We start from the raw sequence: 17,806 nt of genomic DNA on the forward strand, positions 1-17,806 counted from the left end.
GTAAATGGGGTATCTTTTATAGGACTTCAGGTAAGCGAAAGCTCGATCTGCTCGATACAGCTGACCAGCTCGTGAAGCGAAGCGATGATCCGAGTAGGTTCTTCACTAGCGTCTTGCGGGACCACATTTCTGCGCTGCGTCCATTTATGGAAGATGCTCTTGTGACCTGCTCCGTTCGCACCTTTGATGTCACGTTCGAGGTTGTTGCCAACCATGACGATACTGCCTGCATCTGTTTCGCTCAGCCCGAGTGAAGATATGGCGCACTCAAACATTCTGTAATCTGGCTTCAGAACACCCACATCACCTGAAATGGTGTGGCTTTCGAAATGACCCCACAGGTCGTGCTGCCCCAGAATGTTCTCAAAGGTTGCGCGTGGGCCGTCAGCCACGAGAGCAAGGCGGTAGCCGCGGGCAACCAGCGTGTTCAGCGCTTCACGGGCATGTGGCAGGAGCTCAGCACCGTAGGCAACATCACTGCCTTCCTTTTTAATCTCAGTGCCTTCATCGATGAGCGTGTCACCACAATCCAGAAAGATGGCTTTGAAATGCGGAAGGGTTTTGCGCAGATCGTTGATGAGGTGCTTCACCCGCTCAGGGATCCAGCTTTCCGCACGAGCCCATGGCACCAGATCGCCTTCAGCACAATCCCAGCGCAGAGTTTCGGCGTAGGATGGTTCCATCATCAAACGCTGCATTTGCAGGCGTGCGAGGCGGTGTTCATATGGAGTGACCTCACCAAACTCTTGCGAGAATGGATTCCCCATATGAACACCATGTACCCCCGCCCCCAACGAGCACTCGTAACGGGTGTGAGCTTCGCGTTCCTTCATGGCATCACGGGATGCAAAGTGGGCGTGTTTGCCTGGTTCTGCCCAAAGCGTGACGCGGCCATTTTCAATTGGCAGCGCATCACCGTTCTTCATTTCAACGCGCTTGCCGTGCTGAGATGCTTCAACGGCGACAACCTGATCGTCTACATCGAGATGAACCCAGATGTGCTCCAGATCGTAAAGATGCTGAATGTCATAGTCCCAGAAGATCGCGTATTCGATGACGCGGTCAGCTTTAGGCGCAATCTCAAACTTGCTACTTGGAGACTTGCCTGCCTCCAAAAAAACCGTGAACCCAATAGCGGTCGGGCGCCATGGTTCTGATCTGTCCAGTCGCAGCACTGGTGCAAATTTACGCGCAAGGTTGAGTTCATCGGTTTCCTGAAGACCCTGCCTCAAGGCAATGAGGCTTCCGTTTTTATTGGTCATAGTTGGCCTCTTGTAGCTTCAGGTCAGCAGAGTGATGGCAGCGGACGAACCGACCACCTGCTGTTTCAGTCAATTCCGGATTGGACATGTGGCAAAGCTCAGATGCATGCGGACACCGGCTGGCAAACGCACAGCCCACTGGCAGGTTCGCCGGATCGGCTACCTCCCCTTTGACAAAACCGCGCTTCTTGGCACGGGCTCGCTTAGGATCCGGGATTGGGATAGCGGCCAGCAGTGCATCTGAGTATGGATGCAGCGGCTGTTCAAAGAAGCTGGCTGTGTCTGCCACCTCAACCAAACGCCCAGCATACATCACGCCGATACGATCACTGATGTGTTCCACCATGCTCAGGTCATGGGTGATGAAGAGATAGGTCAGCCCCATCTGCTCTTGCAGGTCCTGAAGCAGGTTGATGGTCTGCGCGGCGATGGACACATCCAGTGCTGATACGGATTCATCAGCTGCGATGAAGGTCGGGTTCAATGCCAATGCGCGAGCAATGCCGATGCGTTGGCGCTGACCACCACTGAATGCGTGCGGATAGCGGCTCATGTTCTCAGGGCGCAGGCCCACTTTGCTCAACAGATCCGCAACGCAGTCTTCCAGTTCGCTCTTGTTGGTGACGCCGATGTTGACGAGCGGTTCGCTGACCAGTTGCAGCAGCGTCATACGTGGGTTGAGTGATGCATAAGGATCCTGAAAGATCATCTGCATGTGCTGGCGCAACTTGCGCATTTCAGCTTCGGACTTGTGCGTCAGGTCATGCCAGACACCATCTGGGTCTTTGAAGCGAATTTTCCCGCCGGTCGGTTCATAAGCTCGCAGCAAAGCACGTGCGGTGGTGGATTTGCCAGAGCCACTTTCACCCACGATACCCAGAGTTTCGCCTTTTCTGATGTAAAAAGACACGTCATCTACGGCTTTGACTGCGCCCTGCTCTCTGCCCAGAAATCCCTTTTTAATCGGGAAGTGCATCTGCAGTTTTTCAACACTGATCAGCGCATCATCAGGTACATGAATGTTTGTCATGGGAGTTCGCCCTTATGCCTGATGGAGATGGCAGCGCGCCATCTGATCGTTTTCAAAATACGTCAGCTCAGGGATCTGGCTGGTGCATTTGCCTGCCATCTTTTCAGCGCAGCGCGTGTGGAACACGCAGCCTGTTGGCAGGTTGAACGGATCAGGCACCATGCCTTCGATTGTTTGCAGACGGCGATGTTTTTGCCCATCCAGACGCGGGATGGATTGCAGCAATGCACGGGTGTACGGGTGCTTTGGATTGTAGAAAATGTCATCTACGGCAGCCGTTTCCACCGCGTTGCCCAGATACATAACCGAGACACGATCTGCGATTTCTGCCACCACACCGAAGTTATGGGTGATAAAGATCACCGCCATGTTCAACTCGTCCTGCAAGGACATGATGAGGTCGAGGATCTGCGCTTCTGTGGTCACATCCAGCGCGGTTGTGGGCTCATCAGCCAGCAACAGGCTTGGGTTACAGGAAAGTGCCATGGCGATCATGGCACGCTGACGCATGCCGCCAGAGAGCTGATGTGGGTACTTTTTCAGCATTTCCATAGGCTTTGGCATTTGCACCATAGCCAGCAGATCTGCTGCCCGTTCCACCTGCGCCTTTTTAGAAAGGCCCGTATGCAGGCTTAGCGTGGTCATGATCTGTTTGCCGATGGAATGCACCGGGCTGAGAGCTGTCATAGGCTCCTGAAAAATCATACCTACGTGGCCGCCACGCAGTTCACGCATCTTCCGGCTTTCTCGCTTTTCAGCAAGGATATCGACAACTTCGCCATCGCTCTTGCGGAACTTTACAGAACCATTGGTGACTGTTGCGTTGCGGGGCAGCAGGTTCATGATGGAGCGGGCACTCAGGGACTTTCCGCTACCGCTTTCGCCTACGATGCCAAGCACTTCACCTGGTTTGACGGAAAAGTTGACGCCATTAACGGCATTGACGGTCCCCTCACGCATTTCAAAGCAAATGTTGAGATCTTTGATTTCGAGAATGGTTTCATCCTGCATGATCCGTTCTCCTTATTTCTGATAGGGATCGGCAGCATCACGCAAGCCATCGCCGAGGAAGTTGAAAGCAAGGATTGTCACAACAATCGCTACGCCAGGAATGAGGAGCCACGGAGCCAGAGCGATTGAGCGCAGGTTCTGAGCATCCTGTAGCAGCACACCCCAACTGATGACCGGAGGACGCAGACCCAGACCAAGGAAGCTGAGTGCTGTCTCACCGAGGATCATCTCCGGGATTGCCAATGAGATTGCTGCGATCACATAGGACGTCATGGATGGCAGCATGTGACGGGTCACAATGCGGGTTTTGGAGGCACCAGACAGACGAGCTGCCAGCACGAAATCCTGATTGCGGATGGTCATGAAGTGGCCACGCACCACACGGGCAAGGTTGGTCCAGCCGATCAATGCCAGAATGACCGTGATGAGCAAGTAAACGAGGATCGGATCCCAATTCACCGGAAGAGCAGCTGCCAAACCAAGCCAGAGCGGGATGGTTGGAATGGAGCGGACGAGTTCGGCCATACGCTGGATGACAGTATCAATTGTTCCGCCGATGAGACCTGCCAGACTGCCAAGTGTAATGCCGATCACGAAGGAGAAGAACACGCCGATCAAACCAACGGAGAGCGTGACACGAGCGCCATAGACCAAACGAGAGAACAGGTCACGACCAAGTTTGTCCGTTCCAAGAATGTAGATCCGGTTGCGACGACCTTCGACACCAAACAAGCGCAGTTTGGTTGGAACAAGACCCCAGAACTTATATTTGTCACCTTCGACGAAGAACCGGATGCGATTGATCTTGCTGGTATCTTCCTCAAAAGACAGACGCGCGGTTTCTGGGTCACGCTGACGTTTCAGGCCATAGACGAACGGGCCCTGGAACGTGCCATCCTCACTAAACAAGTGGATGGACTGCGGCGGAACGAACGGGTGAAGTCTGTTGTGTTTGAACGGATCATACGGCGCCAGAAAGCCAGCGAATGCGGCAACCAGATAAAGCAGGATGATCACGCCCAGAGACCAGAGGGCCAGTTTATGTTTTTTGAAGCGCCACCACATCAGGGTCAGTGGCTTGGCAGTGTAGGAGGAGTTTTCCTTCACCTCGACTGCAGGTTCAACAGCAGTATCACTTAAAGTTTGCTCTGACATAGTGCCCTCACGAATGACGAATGCGTGGATCGGTCAGCACCAGCAGAATGTCTGAAAGCAACGTGCCGATGATGGTGAAGACGCTCAGTATGAGAATGAAGCCACCAGCCAGATACATGTCCTGGTTCTGCAAAGAGCGCAGAAGCAGTGGGCCGGTTGTCGGGAGGTTCAGCACCACAGCCGTGATGACATCGCCAGAAATGAGTGCAGGCAATGCCCAGCCTACGGTGGAGATGAACGGGTTGAGAGCAACGCGCACCGGGTAGCGCCAGACGACCTGTCGTTCGCTCAAGCCTTGTGCATAGGCGGTCTCAACATACGGTTTACCCAGCTCTTCCAGCATATTGGCGCGCATGATGCGCAACAGGCCAGCTGCACCACCGGTAGAGAGTACGAGAACGGGTACCCAAAGGTGGGAGAGAAGGTCACCGAATTTTGCAAAGGACCACGGTGCATTTTCGTAGGCTGGTGAGAACAGTCCGCCAACGTGGAAGTTGAAGTAGAGGAAGCCCATCCACATCAGCACCAAGGCCAGTAGGAAGTCCGGAATACCGCGCCCGAGGAAGCCAAGAACGGTGAACAGATGGTCGAGGAATGAATACTGACGCGTGGCGGAATATACGCCGATTGGAATAGCGATCGCCCATGTCATCAACAATGAGAGCATGGAGATCAGCAGGGTGAGACCGATACGATCCCAGATCAGCTCAGATACCGGGAGTTTCCAGTCGAGAGACAGCCCGAAGTCACCATGAAGCAGAATTCCGCCGATCCATGTGAGGAACTGCTCGTACATTGGACGGTCCAAACCAAACTCATGACGAATGTGAGCGGCTGTTTCCGCATCAATAACTTCGCCAGTTTCTACCAGTTCTGCAATGTATGCTGTTACATAATCACCCGGTGGAAGCTGAATGATAACGAATGTGGCAATCGTGATAACGATCAATGTCGGGATCGACCACAGTAGGCGATGCGCAATATAACCTGCCATATCCCTTTTCCGTTTTATTGTACTTGTAAGGACGCATTGAAGTTGTGAACTGGCGGCGGCATCGGGATCGCCGCCACCAGTTCAACCGCAAGGCAGGTTAATCTTGGGAGAAATAGAGCTGCTGCGGATATGCGAGGCCAACGCCGCGTAAAGCGTCGTCGTGGACGAACCCCGCAGGGAAGTTTTTCAGGTTGTTTTTGCGCACGTAGATTGCAGGCGTTTCACCAACGAGCCCCACATGCCAACCGTATTGTTTGTGCAAGGTCACCATCTGCTGCGCATAGGTATTAGCTTCTTCAAGGCTATGTGCAGTTTGGGCGCTTTCCCATGCTTTCCAGACTTCTCTGATCGGATGATCTTTCGGCGGCTCTTCACCAGCCTTACCGTTGGTGCTCCACCAGTTGAAGTAGCTCTGTGCAAAGCCATAGCGACCAAGGAACCGAAGTGGGTCAGCTGTAATGACGGAGGAACGATCAAACGTGTCGAGGACCATATCAAAGTCCGCCGTATCAACGTGCTGCTGGTAAAGCGTGCGATCGATGATACGCACCAGCACTTCAATGCCCACATCCTGCCAGTAGGTACGGACCACTTCGAGCAGTTCACCCTGGATGTCCCAGCGAGTTTCCAGCACGAGGCTGAGACGACGACCATCAGACATCAGACGATAGCCATCCCCATCTTGCTCGGTCAGGCCGATTGCATCCAGAAGCTCTGCGGCTTTGTCCGGGTCATACTCTGTCCAACGCGCTTCAGCTTCCTCGTCGTAGAATGGAGAACCGGAGATCGGCGAAGCCTGACGCGCCTCACCCAAACCGGAGAACGCCAGTTCGTTGATGGTTTCGCGGTCAACTGAGATGTTTAGTGCTTCGCGGAAGCGAATGTCTTCAAACAGAGCCTGCTTGACTTCATCTTTGGAATTGAGGTTCGGAATGATCGACCATGTCAGCGCCTTGGTCCATTTTTCAATGGTGTAGTCGCCCTTGGCCTCGTTTTCCTTCAGCAATGTGAAGTCAGCCACATTGATGTGGCGGTTTTGGAGGTCAATCTCGCCCTGAATCGCCATGAAGTTGATGGCTTGCGGATCCTGGAACAGGCGGTGCTCAATCTGGTCGATGTAAGGAAGCTGGTTTCCTTCTGCATCCACGCCGTAGTAATAAGGATTGCGCTCCATGACCACGGTGTCGGAGGGCGGCGGTGTCTTCACGCGCCATGCGGTGAGAACCGGCATATTGGGGTTGAACCACCACGCCTGAATTTGGCCTTTGGAATCCCAAAGATCCGTCCACTTCTTGGCACCATACTTGGCAATGGCTGCCTCCAGCTTGGCAGGATCAGCGTAGGCTGGGTGGTAGTCTTTGAGGTAGTGGAATGGCTCGATGAAGCCAGGGCGATCCAGACCCGGACGGCCCGTGCTTTCCTTGGCCAGAACGGTCAGGAACAGCGGGTATGGCTTCTCAAAGGAAACTGTGAAGGTGTAATCATCAGAAAAAGACAGCTTCATTGGCACACCGTTGGAGGTGTACAGCGCCTTGATGGAGGGCATCAGATCTTCGTTGAGGAAGACGTCTTCATACCAGAACCGCACATCGCGGGTGGTGACGGGAGCGCCGTCAGACCAGCGCAGACCTTCGCGGATTGTGAAGGTGAACTCACGAGCGTCCTCACTTGCAAAGTATTCGCCGATCCAGCCTGGAACCAGAGACAGGTTCTTGTCTCCATCCATGTAGGTTTCAACCACACGCTCTTCCATGAGCTTGGTTGGTCCCCAACGGTCGCTCGGGCCTTTGAACGCACGTTTCAGGACACCACCATAGGTGCCGATGCTGTCGTAGACAGGAATAACGCGTGGATTTTTCGGCAGACGCTCTTCAACCGGTGGCAATTGACCGGCTTCAACCAACTGCTTGAGCATGGGCGCCTCGTTATAGGCCCAGCCATTGGCGGCCAGAAACGGCAGCGTCAAAGCAGCAATCGACGTGAGTGTAACGCTCTTCATCAAATTCTCCCCCAACACGTTTTGCCAGATCCTCCCCGCCAAAACGCATTACTTCTATTAATGCAACAAGCCCACCCCACTGCACATCGCAGCCCGAATATGACTTTGTTGACAATCAGTTACACGGCAAAGATGACAGGAGCACCGTTTGACAACAAGGCGCCTTTATGAAAATTTTTTCATGATTGGTTCTTCAACTTACTTCAAGGTCATCACTCAATCTGGCTCATTTGCCACCAAAAGTTGAGCGATGCAGATTTTCTTAAATCTATTCATCATCTTAGATCATAATCACGAATATCACTGCGAAGTTATCTGAGCATCAAATGCGTATTGGATAAGTAATATTCATCGATCAGTTCCTCTCAGTGATACACAGCGGTGCGCACGTAGGCGTTGCACATGAAAAGATTTTCATTCAATAATTGCCTGTCTTATTGATGAATGGTGGAAGTCGCGTGGCAACGGGTATCAAGCAGATCGCAAAGCTTGCGAACGTCTCAATCAGCACTGTTTCCCACGTTTTGAACGCTTCTGCTCCCATCGGCAGTGAAGTGCAGGAACGTGTGTTAGGCATCGCGCGTGAGACCGGTTACCTCGCCAAGCGGAGACGTAAGGCTTCTATCTCCCTGCTCTCTACAGTGCTACTGGTTGGCACCAAGAAAGCCTTCCCTAAGTCTGACCGCAACTTTGTGGCCTGGACCATGCTGAACGCCTTCAGGAAAGAATGCCAAAGCCGTGGTATTCGCCTCATTCCTCAGATCGAGGAAGAAAATGAAATCAATCCGGACAATATTGTGGAGGCCGTTGCAAAACACCGCCCCCAAGGCATCGCAGTCATGCAGGATGACAGGCAATGTCTCATCGATATGCTCTACAAGCTGCCGTCTGCCTCCGTTATCCTGAGTGGGCAGGATCAGTCGATGAGAGTGGATACTGTTGCCCCCAGCAACCGTTTTGGGGCAAAGCTCGCGACTGATCACCTGCTGGAACTGGGCCATAAAAGGATTGCGCTGCTCACCTGGGGCAATCGGCGGGTTGCGAAGCAACGGACTGAAGGGTTTCTGGATGCCTTCCGACAAGCAGGGCTCGACGTTCCTGTCTCCGACATTATCGATGTTGGCGACTATCAACAGGATGTGGTGGAGACCAACTTCAGCAAATGGCTGAGCGAACACAATGGTCCCTCCCCGTACTCCGCGTTCTTTTGCTCAGCAGACAACGTTGCGCTTGGTGCGATGAAAGCCCTACAGACCCACGGCTACTCCGTCCCCAACGATGTTTCAGTTATGGGCTTTGACAATGCATTGTTTGGCGAACTGTCCAGCCCTTCCCTCTCTACCATCCACGTTCCCATGGAAGAGATCGGTCACGTCGCGCTGAATCTGCTGGAAGAAGCTTTAACCCTGCCTGATGGCGAGCGCAGTGCGCGCCGCGTGGAGCTTGGGTGCCGCTTGATCCTGCGCAACAGTACGGGCGTTCCAAACTCGTCTTTTTCCAAGTCATAACACGCCAACACCTTCCCTCAGGGGATCTCTTTTAGATTCAAGTAAGGTTAGAAGACGTTTTCTGCAGCCATATTTGAGTGGGTTTGCCTTGCTTTCTATTGTCATCACATCAGGCCTAAAGCCCTATAGCTCTTACTTTTACCGCTGTGTCTGATGAGACCAAAACCATTGGTTACTCAGAGTGTTTTCTCTTGATTAGCAATCAAACAAAATTTGCGGCGTCCCGAAAGCAAATCTCTAAGAGGGCTGTTCTATATTCCCGCAAAGCACTATTGCGCATGGGTTCTCACCTACTTCTCCTTTCGGCTTGCGCTGATGATGTTGGGAAATGTGCGGAAGTATTCCAATTTCCGCCGCAACATGAATGTAGATAATGGAAAACAAGATTTCATTATATCGTCCGCCAGCACCCTATCCGGGAGAAGCCGCAGAAGGCTGGAGAAACTTCAGTAATTATTTGAGCTCTGACCCTCTTGGTGTCATCCCAAAGGAGCTGTACGAGTGCGCGATTTTTCAGTTTGACGATGATGACCCGCGTAAATTCCTCGTAAATGAGCCCAAGTTGCTGTCCAGAGTCCTGGAAGAGCAACAAGCGATTTTCCCAAAAGGCGGCGGAATTGCAGAACTGTTGAAGCCGATCCTGCATAATGGTCTGGTTTCTGCAGAAGGTGTTGACTGGCAAGACCAGCATGAAATGGTTGCGCCTATTTTCTCCAACACCAGTGTCCGCATCTCGTTTGGCTATCTGCAAGAAGCACTAAGCTCCTTTGTTGAGCGTTTTCAGCAACACGCTGAAACTGGTCAAACCGTCAAACTGGCTGAAGAGATCAACTTTCTGGTTGCCGATGTTAATTTCCGCTGTGTGTTCTCAAAGCCCATTGAGATCCAGCTGGAGCACCAATGTTTCGACTCCATAATGAAATATGAGGAGGAAGTTGCCGGGACAGCGTTAGATCTGAAGCGTTTTACCGGTCGGTCACAGCCGGTGTTTACGGAAGCTGCCTTGAAGACCGCAGAAGACGTGCGTGCTGTCATTTCGCAAATCATTGACGAGCACATGCATAACAAGCCTCCGAACTCTCAAAACTTCTTTCAAGTGTTTCAGGATGCTCGTGTTCCATCGACCGGCAAGCGTTTTACGAAATCACAACTTGTTGACCAGGTCGCGAGCATTTTCCTCTCTAGCCACGAAACAACATCTGCAGCGCTGTGTTGGTCTGTCTATATTCTTGCGCAATGCCCAGAGATTGTTGAGCGCATTCGAACAGAAGTGCAGCTGGTGACAGCTTGTGGCCGTATCTCTTATGAGCACCTGCCCCGCCTGCGTTTTACGCGGGACGTCTTTAAAGAGGTCCTGCGTCTTTATCCACCCGTGCTTTATCTTTCCCGCGTTGCCCGAGAAGACACGACACTTGGGGACACTCTAATCCCTAAGGAATCCATGGTAATCATCAGTCCATGGGTTGTTCATCGCCACCGTTCATTCTGGGAAAATCCAGATATGTTCGATCCTGATCGATTTTCGCGCGGAGAAGCGAAAGCAACACTTGGGAGCTATTTCCCCTTTGGTTTGGGCCCGAGAATGTGTACGGGCGCCAGCTACGTCACCTTTCTTGGAATTAAAGTGATCGCGCGATTGTGTACCATGTTTGATTTTGAAACGCTCAACACTGATGACGTGCGCCCAGACAGTACTCTTTATTTAAAACCGTCGAGACCTGTTTTATGTAAAGTACATAAAAGGAAGTTTAGTAAGTAGTCGGAAGATCAAACGTCGAGGTTACCCAATGGACCCCAAAGAACTACAACAGCTAAAAGCAGGCATTCAGAAGGCACGTAAGCAAGAAGTCAACTTTGCGTATTCGCCAAACAAGAATCCAAAGGAAGACGACGCTTTGATGATTCACCCGCGGAAAAAGCCAAAGATGCTTTTGGTCGCGGTGAAGAAAGAGACCCAGAACCCCAAGAGCATGTGTGGGGTTGTGACCATCAAAAGTAAGGAAATGACCATCGAATGCGTTGGTAAGCCACCTACTCAAGGGCTTATCAAGATGATGCGTAAGTTCCTAATCAGCCAAAAGCTGAACTTCAAGATCCATGTAAAAGATGAAGAGGGCAACACCGTTCACTCTGATCACGCAGAGGAAGAAGGTGCAGAGACTCCAGATCATATGCTGGATACGTTCTCTCATGAAACTGATGAAGTTTCAGACTCCGGCAGTGATGAAGCCTTTACTGATGAAGAACTGGCTGCCAGCGGCGAAAGTCTGGAAGACACTGAAGACGACGAGGACACATCTGCTGAAGATGCCGCAGCAGCTGCCGCGGAAGACGCAGCACAAGAAGAAATACTACGTGACAAGCTGACGTCGATCCTGGCTGCACTCACCCATAAAGTTGAGAAAGCTCTCGGCAAGGATGAGGAATATGATGGCAAGCTGAGGCAGCAACTTGCAGCGGTTGAAGCCTCCGTCAATGCGCTGGACGATCCCGGTACGCAATCAGGTGTGAAAGCAATGCTTGCTCTGTTGGCGCAAGCTCCAACACCAGAGAAGGTCGACCAGAAAGAGGTCTTTGCCGCGATCAAAGAGTTTCAGGTTCAACGTGCAAATGTTGAAACAGAAATTGGTAGCCTCCTTGCCAAGCTAAAAGCACATTCAGACCCACGGATGCAGCTCATTCAGGCTAAGGGACCCTCTCAAGCATTGACTGGTGCAGCCAGCGTCCTGCAAGGGAATCTGGATGCGGTGCTCGCTGGTCTGAAAGACTGGGGCGCAGCTGATCCAAAGCAGAAAGTTGCTGTTGCGAAAAAGCTCTCTGCAAGTATCACAACGCTCAACAAGCATATGGCCTCAGATAAACTGATCGACTTGCTCGAGAAAAACCCACTCGGTGTAACAGTTTCAATCAAGAAGCCGATTGAAGCTGCGCTGAAAGATATCGAACAGAAGATTTCTATCTGATCTAAACGCCCCATGCTGCGGTCTTTGTAGCATGGGGCGACCTTTGTTTACGGAAACAAGCCGAAGGAGCACCCCGCATTGCCTTGCTTCTGTTTTTGTCCAGATATCATTCCCGACATCAACCTCAACCTGCTTGTTCCTCTTGTGTTGAAGGCAGGAGAAGCGACGGCTTTGCCGCGTATCAAAGGACCTTCTCTTCGTGTCACATCCCCCCATCTGTTCATGCGGTTTCGTCCATTCAACTTCCTGAGCCTTGCGCAACTTTTGGCGTTGAACGCCAGCATCAATCATCGCCTGACTGCAGCTGCCGACCTGGCTCTTCGGGTGACAGAGTCTGCGACACTTCCCGCTGCCAAGCTAAAACTGAAAAAACTTGCGCAAACCTCAGCGAAGTTCGCACTTCCTCTTGCGCTGAAGCTTGGTTCCCTTCCTGGTCATATCCTTGCGAAGCTGGGGCTTGCCGCGCAACTCATCCTTCAGATTAAGGGGCTCGGACTGAACCCGTTTAATCTCAATCTTGGCAAGCTAAATCTCATTCTCCCGAAGGCCAAAATTAATCTGCCTTTGCTTGGGCTCGTTGATCTGGGTCTGAAGCAGAATTTGAATATGAACGCTCAGGCTGATCTGAAGGCTCTTGCTAAGATGTTGGCTGACTTTGGCAACTGGAACCTTGGCTTCAAGTTCGATTTGAAAGCAGCATTCAAAATTTTAGCCGCTCTGAACATCATTGGTCTTTTGCAGCTGGCCTTTGGCGAAAGTCTTTTCTCAGGAAACGTCAAAGCCTGGGCTCGCATTACTGCAAAGCTAAGCCTCTTTTCCAGATTGCTGCCACAGCTGAACCTGAAACTGCCGACAGCGAAAGTGGATCTGAGTGATCTTGATCTGAACATTGGTCAGGCTGACTGGCTTCGCAATGCAAACCGCATTTCCATGAGGGCATCTGCACGCGCATCACTTCGAGCATCCGCACGCCTCAATGCGGGTTTATTTGCCCGAACGGAGGCTGCCATTGGGCTCGCCTATGCCCTCTCCGCAGCTCTTAACATCAAACCTACGACTAGGTGCTGTAGTCGCTGTGCGTTAATATTCTAACGCGCTCACCCGGCACAAATTTCAGCAGTTGAGTAACCATTTGCCGCCAGTCTGGCGGTAATTTTCTGAGGTCAGGATTGCTCTGCCGAAACGCAATGGCAGCTTCATATGTGTCCTTGATATGATCCCGATATCCAAACATCTCGCGTATAATCAAGCCTAGTGCATACAGGTCTGCTTTCTCTGTGATTTGATCCGTGCCTAACCCGAGCTGTTCTGGTGCGGCATAGTTCAAATGACCAGTAAAACTGCTACGGGGTCTTACAAACGGCAGTTCATCCGCAAAGGCACAATAGGCAAAATCCAGAATGACTAAGCCATGCTCTCCCTGGTTGCTTAGCATGATGTTGTTGGGAGCGAGATCTAGGTGAGCAATCCCTGCGTTATGGAGATGATTGATCGTCAGAACCAATTGCTTACAGAGTTGGACGCATTCATTTGAGGAAAGCGACGCCTTACTCATCTTGTCGGCAAGTGTTTGGCCTTCCACCAACTCCATAATCAACTTGATGTTTCCGTCTTCGGCTTTCAGCGCTACAAACTTCGGCGCGATGGTGCCTGACAGGCGCTGCAGGGCTTTTGCTTCTCTAAAAAAAAGTTGCTGCGGAGCAGATGATGAGATGAGCGTCTTCTCTGCCAACATGCGTTTTGTCGACGGGCACTTGTAAAACCTGACAGTGCTTGTTGATGTGTTCTTTGCAGGTTCCAACACAATATCCTCATATCTGTCAGAGTGTTCTGGTTGCAGAGATACTTTTCCCTATCAAGTCAACGAGTTAATAACGATATTACCAGTTCCTCTTACACTGTACACACATTGAAATGATCTTGCGGAATATTATAGGCTCATCTCGAGTGGTCGCCCCACTCATTTGGCAACCTCTACCAATCCTATGCGCAAATACTTGGTAGTGATCGGACTTCCAGTCCCAATAAGCAGTAGCAGAGCGGGATAGATTTCGAATGGATCCAACGGCTTCCCTTCAACCTATTGAGGAGAATGCACCTTGCGGGCCGGATCTTGAATACGATCCTGACTTCCTGACGATGGAGACTGCTGCCAGTGGCACCCAAGATCACCAGATCGGGGAAGCCATTATCAAAGGGGAAGAGCCTGACTGGAAGGAGGCGCTGCGCCTCTCCACCCAACTGCTTACACGGACCTACGATCTTCGCGTTGCCATCATTCACGCACAATCTCTAATTGCAATTGAAGGGTATCCAGGCTTCGCCAAAGGCATGGATTTCATTGCACAAATGCTGGATTCCTTCTGGGATACGCTACATCCAGAACTTGATCCCGCAGAGGGGCATGACCCGATCATGCGTGCGAATGTCCTTTCCGCTCTCAACGACAGACGCACAACGCTTGCTTTGATCAGAAATGCCGCTTTGGTTCAGTCTCGTATCTTCGGGGCATGGTCTCTCAACGAGATCGCTATTGCCCGCGGGGAGACTGAACTGCCTGATGGTCGTGATAGGCCGGACATTGCCTCTTATGACGCAGCTCTCAGAGAGACTGATCGCGAAAACATTGCAGAGGTTGTTAATGCAATCGAAACCGCGATCAAAACATCCGAGCATATCCGGGATTTTTTCGCGCAGCACGGTGGCCTGATCCTTGACGACCTGCTGCGAGAGTTGCGTCAAGCGCAGTTTTTATTGGCTCCAGCACTGGAAATCGAAGAGGAAGAGGAGGAGGAAGATGGAGAACCTGACTCTGAGGAAGATGGACCAGTTAAAGCCCGAACAGGCAAGAAAAGCACAAGTTTTACCGGAACAGTTATAAACCGAACTGACGTGTTAAGGGCTCTTGATGAAGTTTGTGCGTATTACAAGCGTAGCGAACCTTCAAGTCCGGTTCCACTTCTACTGGGTCGGGCCCGACGTCTTGTTGATCTCGACTTTTATTCCATCATCAAGGACCTCGCTCCAGATGGGGAAGCACAAGTTTTGAATATCAGAGGGGTACGCCCCGACGACGATGACGAGCATTCTGGTTCAATCGAATAACCCAGGTCTGAATAAGAACAAAAGTACCGGGAACCCGATCACATGGCAAAACAAAGTAGTCAGAAATTTATAGCGAGGAACAGAGCCCCTCGAGTGCAAATTGAGTACGATGTTGAATTGTACGGTGCAGAGAAGACCATCCAGCTGCCTTTCGTGGCTGGCGTGATGGCTGATCTTTCTGGCAAGCCCGAAGATCCACTTCCTCCTGTAGGGGATCGAAAAGCCCTTGAGATCGACGTCGACAACTTCGATGAACGCATGAAGTCGATGAAGCCACGTGTGGCATTCCGGGTTCCCAACACCCTCACAGGCGAAGGCAATCTCAGTGTTGATTTGACCTTCGAGAGTATGGACGACTTTTCTCCAGCAGCCGTTGCCCGCAAAGTTGACGCTTTGCGTACCTTGTTGGAAGCCCGTACTCAACTTGCAAACCTGATGACCTATATGGACGGCAAGTCCGGTGCCGAGGAGTTGATCGGTAAGGTTTTGAATGATCCTGCCCTTTTGCAAACACTAGCTGCCACACCGAAGGAAGGTGATGCTGCTGCTGAAGAGAAGGACGAAAATAATGGCTGAAGCTGAAAAACAACCGGAAGTCGAAGCCGAAGAGGCACAGGTTGAAGCTATTGATCCCAATAACTTTGAATCTCTCCTCACTCAAGAATTCAAACCCAAGTCAGACAGCGCAAAAGAAGCCGTGGAAGGTGCAGTGGCAACACTGGCTGAGCAGGCTTTGGCAAACACGACGCTGATTTCAGACGATACGCTGAAGTCAATCGAGTCAATTGTTGCCGAACTTGACCGCAAACTTTCCGAGCAAATTCAAACGATCCTTCACCACGAAGATTTCCAGAGCCTGGAAGGTACCTGGCGCGGACTTCATTATCTCGTCAATAATACTGAGACTGACGAAATGCTGAAGATCCGGGTGATGAATATCTCCAAAAAAGAACTGAGTAAGACCCTGAAAAAATACAAGGGTACGGCTTGGGATCAGAGCCCGGTCTTCAAGAAAATCTACGAAGAAGAATACGGCCAGTTCGGTGGTGAGCCTTATGGTGTGCTGATTGGTGATTACTACTTCGACCATACGCCACCAGACGTGGCACTTTTGAACGAAATGGCAGAGATCGCCGCGGCGGCTCATGCTCCGTTCATTGCAGGTGCAAGCCCTAGCCTCTTCCAAATGGAATCTTGGCAAGAACTCTCAAACCCCCGCGATCTCACCAAAATCTTTCAGACACCAGAATATGCCGCATGGCGATCACTACGAGAATCTGAAGATTCCCGTTATATCGGCCTTGCAATGCCGCGTTTTCTGGCCCGGCTGCCTTATGGCCCGCTTACTGAGCCAGTGGATGAGTTTGATTTTGAAGAGGACACATCAGGTGCCTCCTCCTCAAAGTACGTCTGGTCCAATTCTGCTTTTGCAATGGCAACCAATATCACCCGTTCATTCAAGATGTACGGCTGGTGCTCCCGCATCCGAGGTGTTGAATCTGGTGGCGCTGTTGAAGGTCTACCCTCACATACGTTCCCAACGGATGACGGCGGCGTGGACATGAAGTGTCCAACTGAGATTGCTATCACTGACCGCCGTGAAGCTGAACTTGCAAAGAATGGCATGATGCCATTGTTACACCGAAAGAATTCAGACTTAGCCGCGTTCATTGGTGCACAGTCTTTGCAGAAACCAGCAGAGTATACGGACCCTGATGCAACAGCAAATGCAAACCTTGCAGCTAGGTTACCTTACTTATTTGCAAGTTGTCGGTTCGCTCACTATCTAAAATGTATTGTTCGAGACAAGATTGGCTCGTTCAAAGAACGTCAGGATCTTCAGAACTGGCTGCAAGATTGGATCATGCGTTACGTAGATGGCGATCCTGCAGGCTCCAGTGAGCAGACAAAGGCGGAAAAGCCTTTGGCGTCAGCCGAAGTGGTCGTCGAAGCCGACGATTCAAACCCAGGCTACTACAGCGCGAAGTTCTTCCTGCGTCCTCATTACCAGTTGGAAGGTCTGACGGTTTCCTTGCGACTGGTTTCAAAGCTTCCGTCAGCCAAGGGAGGATAAACCTCAGGCTGACGCGGAAGACGGCAGCGTTTTTTATCAACCCATCCAAAACGCTGTTAATCGGCACTACGCCTCATGCGGCAAGCCGTTTAGTGCCACAACAACGTAAGCAACAAAAAGTGGAGCAAGCGTCATGTCAATTGATGCATATGTAATCTTCGAGGGGCCCGGTGCCGGTGCTATCGCCATTGAAGGCGAAACACAAGATGACGAAATGGCCAAAAAAAAGGCCTTCGAAATCGCCACTTTCAGCATGGGTGCTGAAAACACTATGGACATCGGTTCCATGCGTGGCGGTTCTGGCGCTGGTCGCGTGAAGTTTAAAGAATTCCAAATTGAAAAGAAAAGTGACCGCGGTTCGCCAGGCCTTTTCCTTGCTTGTTGTAACGGTGGTATTTACGAGACCGTGACACTTTTGCTTCGCCGTTCAGGTGGTGCATCCGGTAAGGCTGGTGTGATCTTCCTTACCTTCACAATGAAGCTGGTTGCCATCAAGGAAATCAGTTGGGAAGGTAACGACGAAGAGTGTAAAGAATCCATCCAGATGGAATACGGTGCTGTTCAGATTGATTACACCATGATGGATACCACTGGTGCGATGGGCAAGACACTTACCGAAAAGTGGAGCCGCATCAAGAATACTCGCGACCTCGTCGTCAAATAATCGAGTATTTTCCTACCTTATCTGTTTGCCGGGGTTTCCCC

At 51.3% G+C, this 17,806-nt stretch carries 15 protein-coding genes; 8 read left to right on the forward strand and 7 right to left on the reverse strand.

The window, feature by feature from the left end:
- Positions 1-26 precede the first annotated feature (26 nt).
- The 6 genes from PsW74_RS07505 to PsW74_RS07530 all read right to left on the reverse strand — a co-directional run bounded on the left by PsW74_RS07505 (position 27) and on the right by PsW74_RS07530 (position 7,451).
- On the reverse strand, positions 27-1,262 hold the full coding sequence (locus tag PsW74_RS07505) for an HAD family hydrolase (protein WP_063288548.1): 1,236 nt from the start codon (positions 1,260-1,262) through the stop codon (positions 27-29).
- On the reverse strand, positions 1,252-2,292 hold the full coding sequence (locus PsW74_RS07510) for an oligopeptide/dipeptide ABC transporter ATP-binding protein (RefSeq protein WP_063288547.1): 1,041 nt from the start codon (positions 2,290-2,292) through the stop codon (positions 1,252-1,254). The genes PsW74_RS07505 and PsW74_RS07510 overlap by 11 nt, the downstream gene beginning before the upstream one ends.
- Before the next feature lie 12 nt (positions 2,293-2,304).
- On the reverse strand, positions 2,305-3,303 hold the full coding sequence (locus PsW74_RS07515) for an ABC transporter ATP-binding protein (RefSeq protein WP_063288546.1): 999 nt from the start codon (positions 3,301-3,303) through the stop codon (positions 2,305-2,307).
- A 12-nt stretch (positions 3,304-3,315) separates the two neighbouring features.
- Positions 3,316-4,458, reverse strand: coding sequence for an ABC transporter permease (locus PsW74_RS07520; RefSeq protein ID WP_063288545.1), 1,143 nt, complete (start codon positions 4,456-4,458; stop codon positions 3,316-3,318).
- 7 nt (positions 4,459-4,465) lie between these two features.
- The gene (locus PsW74_RS07525; protein ID WP_063288544.1) at positions 4,466-5,452 is read right to left on the reverse strand and encodes an ABC transporter permease; all 987 of its coding nucleotides are present in this window, start codon (positions 5,450-5,452) and stop codon (positions 4,466-4,468) included.
- A gap of 97 nt (positions 5,453-5,549) precedes the next feature.
- Complete coding sequence (locus tag PsW74_RS07530) at positions 5,550-7,451, reverse strand: ABC transporter substrate-binding protein (protein WP_063288543.1); 1,902 nt, start codon at positions 7,449-7,451, stop codon at positions 5,550-5,552.
- A gap of 458 nt (positions 7,452-7,909) precedes the next feature.
- Here PsW74_RS07530 and PsW74_RS07535 point away from each other — a divergent pair, with 458 nt between their 5' ends.
- From PsW74_RS07535 to PsW74_RS07550, 4 genes are all read left to right on the forward strand, one after another.
- Positions 7,910-8,959, forward strand: coding sequence for a LacI family DNA-binding transcriptional regulator (locus PsW74_RS07535; protein WP_208987886.1), 1,050 nt, complete (start codon positions 7,910-7,912; stop codon positions 8,957-8,959).
- Positions 8,960-9,332: 373 nt separating this feature from the next.
- Positions 9,333-10,718 (forward strand): cytochrome P450, encoded by a 1,386-nt coding sequence (locus tag PsW74_RS07540; RefSeq protein WP_057465251.1) that lies wholly within the window; start codon positions 9,333-9,335, stop codon positions 10,716-10,718.
- 28 nt (positions 10,719-10,746) lie between these two features.
- Positions 10,747-11,922, forward strand: coding sequence for a hypothetical protein (locus PsW74_RS07545; protein ID WP_063288541.1), 1,176 nt, complete (start codon positions 10,747-10,749; stop codon positions 11,920-11,922).
- Positions 11,923-12,000: 78 nt separating this feature from the next.
- A complete protein-coding gene (locus PsW74_RS07550; RefSeq protein ID WP_208980910.1) occupies positions 12,001-13,014 on the forward strand; it encodes a hypothetical protein in 1,014 nt (337 codons plus the stop codon).
- Here PsW74_RS07550 and PsW74_RS07555 read toward each other — a convergent pair.
- The gene (locus PsW74_RS07555; protein ID WP_153041700.1) at positions 12,980-13,657 is read right to left on the reverse strand and encodes a protein kinase; all 678 of its coding nucleotides are present in this window, start codon (positions 13,655-13,657) and stop codon (positions 12,980-12,982) included. The two genes, PsW74_RS07550 and PsW74_RS07555, sit on opposite strands and share 35 nt — an antisense overlap.
- Before the next feature lie 320 nt (positions 13,658-13,977).
- On the opposite strand from PsW74_RS07555, the gene tssA reads away from it, so the two are divergent.
- The 4 genes from tssA (at position 13,978) to PsW74_RS07575 (ending at position 17,765) form a co-directional block, all read left to right on the forward strand.
- Positions 13,978-15,027, forward strand: a complete 1,050-nt coding sequence (tssA, locus tag PsW74_RS07560; RefSeq protein WP_063288539.1) for a type VI secretion system protein TssA — start codon at positions 13,978-13,980, stop codon at positions 15,025-15,027.
- Positions 15,028-15,069: 42 nt separating this feature from the next.
- Positions 15,070-15,603: a type VI secretion system contractile sheath small subunit gene (gene tssB, locus PsW74_RS07565; RefSeq protein WP_057465255.1), complete on the forward strand. Its 534-nt coding sequence runs from the start codon at positions 15,070-15,072 to the stop codon at positions 15,601-15,603.
- Complete coding sequence (tssC, locus tag PsW74_RS07570) at positions 15,596-17,101, forward strand: type VI secretion system contractile sheath large subunit (RefSeq protein WP_057465256.1); 1,506 nt, start codon at positions 15,596-15,598, stop codon at positions 17,099-17,101. The genes tssB and tssC overlap by 8 nt, the downstream gene beginning before the upstream one ends.
- 133 nt (positions 17,102-17,234) lie before the next feature.
- Positions 17,235-17,765, forward strand: a complete 531-nt coding sequence (locus PsW74_RS07575) for a type VI secretion system tube protein Hcp (RefSeq protein WP_057465257.1) — start codon at positions 17,235-17,237, stop codon at positions 17,763-17,765.
- The last annotated feature ends 41 nt before the right edge of the window (positions 17,766-17,806 follow it).

The organism is Pseudovibrio sp. W74 (assembly GCF_001623085.1).
GTDB lineage: Bacteria > Pseudomonadota > Alphaproteobacteria > Rhizobiales > Stappiaceae > Pseudovibrio.

What these genes read in the sequence shown, in the direction of transcription:
- PsW74_RS07505 (WP_063288548.1), bottom strand. Translation starts at nt 1,262, where the DNA reads ATGACCAATAAAAACGGAAGCCTCATTGCCTTGAGGCAGGGTCTTCAG.
- PsW74_RS07510 (WP_063288547.1), bottom strand. Translation starts at nt 2,292, where the DNA reads ATGACAAACATTCATGTACCTGATGATGCGCTGATCAGTGTTGAAAAA.
- PsW74_RS07515 (WP_063288546.1), bottom strand. Translation starts at nt 3,303, where the DNA reads ATGCAGGATGAAACCATTCTCGAAATCAAAGATCTCAACATTTGCTTT.
- PsW74_RS07520 (WP_063288545.1), bottom strand. Translation starts at nt 4,458, where the DNA reads ATGTCAGAGCAAACTTTAAGTGATACTGCTGTTGAACCTGCAGTCGAG.
- PsW74_RS07525 (WP_063288544.1), bottom strand. Translation starts at nt 5,452, where the DNA reads ATGGCAGGTTATATTGCGCATCGCCTACTGTGGTCGATCCCGACATTG.
- PsW74_RS07530 (WP_063288543.1), bottom strand. Translation starts at nt 7,451, where the DNA reads ATGAAGAGCGTTACACTCACGTCGATTGCTGCTTTGACGCTGCCGTTT.
- PsW74_RS07540 (WP_057465251.1), top strand. Translation starts at nt 9,333, where the DNA reads ATGGAAAACAAGATTTCATTATATCGTCCGCCAGCACCCTATCCGGGA.
- PsW74_RS07545 (WP_063288541.1), top strand. Translation starts at nt 10,747, where the DNA reads ATGGACCCCAAAGAACTACAACAGCTAAAAGCAGGCATTCAGAAGGCA.
- PsW74_RS07555 (WP_153041700.1), bottom strand. Translation starts at nt 13,657, where the DNA reads ATGTTGGCAGAGAAGACGCTCATCTCATCATCTGCTCCGCAGCAACTT.
- tssA (WP_063288539.1), top strand. Translation starts at nt 13,978, where the DNA reads ATGGATCCAACGGCTTCCCTTCAACCTATTGAGGAGAATGCACCTTGC.
- tssB (WP_057465255.1), top strand. Translation starts at nt 15,070, where the DNA reads ATGGCAAAACAAAGTAGTCAGAAATTTATAGCGAGGAACAGAGCCCCT.
- tssC (WP_057465256.1), top strand. Translation starts at nt 15,596, where the DNA reads ATGGCTGAAGCTGAAAAACAACCGGAAGTCGAAGCCGAAGAGGCACAG.
- PsW74_RS07575 (WP_057465257.1), top strand. Translation starts at nt 17,235, where the DNA reads ATGTCAATTGATGCATATGTAATCTTCGAGGGGCCCGGTGCCGGTGCT.